Origin of the sequence: Streptomyces sp. NPDC058157 (assembly GCF_042884105.1) — a bacterium.
In the GTDB taxonomy this organism is placed as follows: domain Bacteria; phylum Actinomycetota; class Actinomycetes; order Streptomycetales; family Streptomycetaceae; genus Streptomyces.
Genome location: NZ_JBHVUQ010000339.1, coordinates 1 through 4408 on the forward strand (window position 1 = coordinate 1; position 4408 = coordinate 4408).

4 protein-coding genes are annotated in these 4408 nt (G+C 76.8%); all 4 read left to right on the plus strand.

The annotated features are described in order from the left end of the window. Positions 1-484 (plus strand): DUF11 domain-containing protein (locus ACFVXK_RS37260; RefSeq protein ID WP_389621409.1); only part of this gene is annotated, 484 nt, incomplete at its 5' end. A gap of 159 nt (positions 485-643) precedes the next feature. After that, the gene (gene galT / locus ACFVXK_RS37265; protein WP_389621411.1) at positions 644-1675 is read left to right on the plus strand and encodes a galactose-1-phosphate uridylyltransferase; all 1032 of its coding nucleotides are present in this window, start codon (positions 644-646) and stop codon (positions 1673-1675) included. After that, positions 1672-2817, plus strand: coding sequence for a galactokinase (galK, locus tag ACFVXK_RS37270; RefSeq protein WP_389621414.1), 1146 nt, complete (start codon positions 1672-1674; stop codon positions 2815-2817). The genes galT and galK overlap by 4 nt, the downstream gene beginning before the upstream one ends. A gap of 520 nt (positions 2818-3337) precedes the next feature. Then, positions 3338-4123, plus strand: a complete 786-nt coding sequence (locus tag ACFVXK_RS37275; protein WP_389621417.1) for a crotonase/enoyl-CoA hydratase family protein — start codon at positions 3338-3340, stop codon at positions 4121-4123. Positions 4124-4408: the final 285 nt, after the last annotated feature.

Sequence of the window (4408 nt, forward strand, 5' to 3'; positions counted from 1 at the left end):
GGCGAGCGAGAACGACTCCAACACCGCCACCGTGCCCGGCGGCCACGTCACCGACCCGGCGGCCGACCTCGCCATCACGAAGAAGGCGGTCCAGACGGACCCGGTCGCCCCGGGCGAGACCTTCGACTACGCCCTCACCGTGGTCAACAACGGCCCCTCGCAGGCCGAGCAGATCACCGTCACCGACACCCTGCCGACGGAGCTGAGCTTCGTCTCCGGCGACCCCGGCTGCTCGGCCGGGCGGACGGTGAGCTGCGGGCCGCTGGCGAAGCTCGCCCCGGGTGCCTCGATGACCTGGGTGATCAAGGTGAAGCTGGACGCGAACTACACCGGGAACGGCTCGGAGATCCGCAACACCGCCTCCGTCTCCGCACTGACCCGCGACCCGAAGACGGACAACAACACCAGCGCCCCGGCGGGCCCGCCCGGCGGCCGGGTCAAGGACCCGACCGCCGACCTGGAGGTGGGCAAGACCACCCCGTAGCGGCGGATCCCGGCAGGGGGGACGCGGGGCGCCGGCCCCGCGTCCCCTCCCCCGCGTCGGCGTACGGTCGTATCATCGGCTGCGCGTCGGCCCCGCCCGGGGACGGGCCGTCCACGCCGGCCCGTCGGGCCACGCACACCCCGACAGACAGGCGAGGACGTGTACAGGACCGTCACCGAGCTCGCGGACGGCCGCGAACTCATCTACTACGACAGCTCCCCCGGCCGGGACCGCACCGCCCGGGACCGGCGGCCGTTGGACCGGGTGGAGAGCAGCCCGGAGCTGCGCCGGGACCCGGCCACGGGCGACTGGGTCACCATCGCCGCGCACCGGCAGACCCGCACGTACCACCCGCCCGCCGACGCCTGCCCGCTGTGCCCCTCTCGGGACGGGCGGCAGAGCGAGATCCCGGCCGCCGACTACGAGGTGGCCGTCTTCGAGAACCGTTTCCCCTCCCTGTCCGGCGCCGCCGGGCGCTGCGAGGTGGTGTGCTTCACCCCCGAGCACGAGGCGGCCTTCGCCGGTCTCACCCCCGCACGGGCCCGGCTGGTGCTGGACGCCTGGACCGACCGCACCGCCGCGCTCTCGGCGCGCCCCGGGGTGGCGCAGGTGTACTGCTTCGAGAACCGCGGCGCGGAGATCGGCGTCACCCTGCCCCATCCGCACGGCCAGATCTACGCCTTCTCCACCCCCGCCCCGCGCACCGCGAAACACCTCGCGGCGGCGACCGCGCACCGGGCCGCCACCGGGCGGAACCTCTTCGAGGACCTCCTCGCCGAGGCCCGCGCCGCCACCGGGCGGGTGGTGCTGGCCGGCGAGCACTGGACGGCGTTCGTCCCGTACGCCGCCCGCTGGCCCTACGAGGTGCACCTGTACCCGCACCGGCGGGTGGCCGACCTGCGCGGGCTCGGGGAGGCGGAGCGGGCCGAGTTCCCCGGGCTGTACCTGGAGCTGCTGCGCCGTTTCGACCGACTCTTCGGGGCGGCGGCCGGGCCCACCCCGTACATCTCCGCCTGGCACCAGGCGCCGCTGGCCGGCGGGGAGGAACTCGCCCTGCACCTGGAGCTGTTCACGGTCCGGCGGACCGCCGACAAGCTCAAGTACCTGGCCGGGACCGAGTCGGGGATGGACGCGTTCATGAACGACGTGGCCCCGGAGACGGCGGCGCTGCGGCTGCGGGAGGCCGGATGAACGCGGAGGTGCGCGGGGAGTTCGAGCGGATCCACGGCCTGGCTCCCGAAGGCGTCTGGGCGGCGCCCGGCCGGGTCAACCTGATCGGCGAACACACCGACTACAACGACGGCTTCGCCCTGCCCATGGCGCTGCCGCAGACCGCCGTGCTGGCCGTGCGCCGGCGCGCCGACGGGCTGCTGCGGCTGCACAGCGCCCAGGGCGACGGGCGGATCACCGAGCTGCGGGTCGCGGACCTCGCCCCGCGCACGGTCTCCGGCTGGGCCCGCTACCCGGCCGGGGTGGTGTGGGCGCTGCGCGAGCGGGGGCTGCCGGTCGGGGGCGCGGACCTGCACCTGGACAGTACGGTGCCGACGGGGGCCGGGCTGTCCTCGTCGGCCGCGCTGGAGTGCGTGGTGGCCGTCGCGTACGAGGAGCTGTACGGGCTGGGGCTGGAGCGGCCGGAGCTGGCGCGGGTGGCGCAGTACGCGGAGAACGCCTTCGCCGGGGTGCCGTGCGGGGTGATGGACCAGATGGCGTCGGTGTGCTGCGCCGAGGGCGGCGCCCTGCACCTGGACAGCCGGAGCCTGGAGGTGCGGCAGGTGCCGTTCGACCTCGCCGGGCACGGGCTGCGGCTGCTGGTGCTCGACACGCGCGTCAAGCACGACCTGGCCGACGGGGCGTACGCGGCCCTGCGGGCCGGCTGCGAACGCGCGGCGCGGCTGCTGGGGCTGCCCGCCCTGCGTGACCTCGGGGAGGCGGAGCTGCCCAGGGCCCTGGGACGGCTGCCGGCCCGGCTGGTGCCGCTGGTCCGGCACGTGGTCACGGAGAACGCGCGGGTGGGCCGGGCGGTGGAGCGGCTGGAGTCGGGCGAACCGGAGGCGCTGGGCCCGCTGCTGACGGAGGGTCACGTCTCGTTGCGGGACGACTACGGGGTCTCCTGCCCGGAGACGGACCTGGCGGTGGAGGCGGCCGTCGCGGCGGGCGCACTGGGGGCCCGGATGACCGGGGGCGGCTTCGGGGGCTCGGTGATCGCCCTGGTCCGCGCCGGGGAGGCGACGGCCGTGGCCGCGGCCGTGACGGAGGCCTTCGCATCGACCGGGTTCGAGCCCCCGGCCGTACTGGAGGCCGTACCGTCGGCGGGGGCGAGGCGCATCGCCTGAGCCACGGGCGTGCGGGCCCCGGACCTCCCCGGCGGCGGGGTCCGCAGGAACGGACCGGCGACCCCCGCCAACCCGCCCGGCCATACCGTCCGCGTGGCGCAGCGGACCAGCTGAGCCGAGCGGCGAACGCGACCCCGGCTTCCCCCGCCACCGGGTCGACAGGAACGGAGCGGCGGCCCGCGCCGACCAGCCCGGCCACACCGTCCGCGCGGCGCAGCGGGCCAGCCGAGCCGAGCGGCGAACGCGACCCCGGCTTCCCCAGCCACCGGGTCGACAGGAACGGAGCGGCGACCCCCGCCGACCCACCCGGCCATACCGTCCGCGTCGCGTCGCGGACCGGCTGGGCAAAGGGGCGGGCAAAAACCCGACTCCCCCGGCCGCCCGGTCGGCGCGGCGCAGCCGACCGGGCGAGCAGACGGGGGACGGGAACCGGCGGTGCCCCGGCGGTCGGCCGCCGGAGTTGCGGAGGCCTCCGGCGGCGGACCTGGCCAACGGCCGGTCGTCACGCGAGAATGCCGCCATGACCGAGACCGCTGGCGCCGCCGTCCGTGTCGAGCGGGACGGACCCGTGACCACGGTGGTGCTCTCGCGGCCCGCGGCCCGCAACGCCGTGGACGGGCCGACGGCACGTCAGCTGGCGGACGCTTTCCGGGAGTTCGAGTCCGACGAGGCGGCGGCGGTCGCGGTGCTGTGGGGCGAGGGCGGGACCTTCTGCGCGGGCGCCGACCTCAAGGCCGTCGCCACCGGGCGCGGCAACCGGGTGGAGCCCGAGGGGGACGGCCCGATGGGGCCGACCCGGCTGCGGCTGACCAAGCCGGTGATCGCCGCCGTCTCCGGCCATGCCGTGGCCGGAGGGCTGGAGCTGGCCCTGTGGTGCGATCTGCGGGTGGTCGAGGAGGACGCGGTCTTCGGGGTGTTCTGCCGCCGCTGGGGGGTGCCGCTCATCGACGGCGGCACGGTCCGGCTGCCGCGCCTGATCGGCGAGAGCCGGGCCATGGACCTGATCCTGACCGGCCGCCCGGTCCCGGCAGCCGAGGCCCACGCGATCGGTCTGGCCAACCGTCTGGTGCCTCCGGGGCGGGCCCGGGCGGCGGCGGAGGAGCTCGCGCGGGAGATCGCCGGCTTCCCGCAGCTGTGCCTGCGCCACGACCGGCTCTCGGTGCGGGAGCAGCACGGGCTGGCCGAGCCCGAGGCCCTGGCCAACGAGCTGCGGCACGGGACGGTGCCCCTCTCGGCGGGCGAGACCCTCGCGGGCGCCGCCCGCTTCGCCTCCGGGGCGGGGCGGCACGGCTCCTTCACCGGCTGAGCCCCTGCCGCGCCCCGGCCCGGCCCACCGGGGCACGGCCCGGCCCCTCGGCCGCCCTGATCGCCCGGCGCCTGCACGCCCGACCCCGTCCGCCCGGCCCTGTGCGCCCGGCCACGTGTGCCCAGCCTGGTGCACGCAGCCCCGTCCGCACGGCCCTGTCTGCCCAGCCTGGTGCACCCAGCCCCGACCGCACGGCGTCTGCCCAGCCTGGTGCACCCAGCCCCGACCGCACGGCGTCTGCCCAGCCTGGTGCACGCAGCCCCGTCCGCACGGCCCTGTGTGCCC

Bases quoted from the DNA above. Each gene is read 5' to 3' on its own strand.
- ACFVXK_RS37275 (WP_389621417.1), top strand. From the start codon at position 3,338: ATGACCGAGACCGCTGGCGCCGCCGTCCGTGTCGAGCGGGACGGACCC.
- galK (WP_389621414.1), top strand. From the start codon at position 1,672: ATGAACGCGGAGGTGCGCGGGGAGTTCGAGCGGATCCACGGCCTGGCT.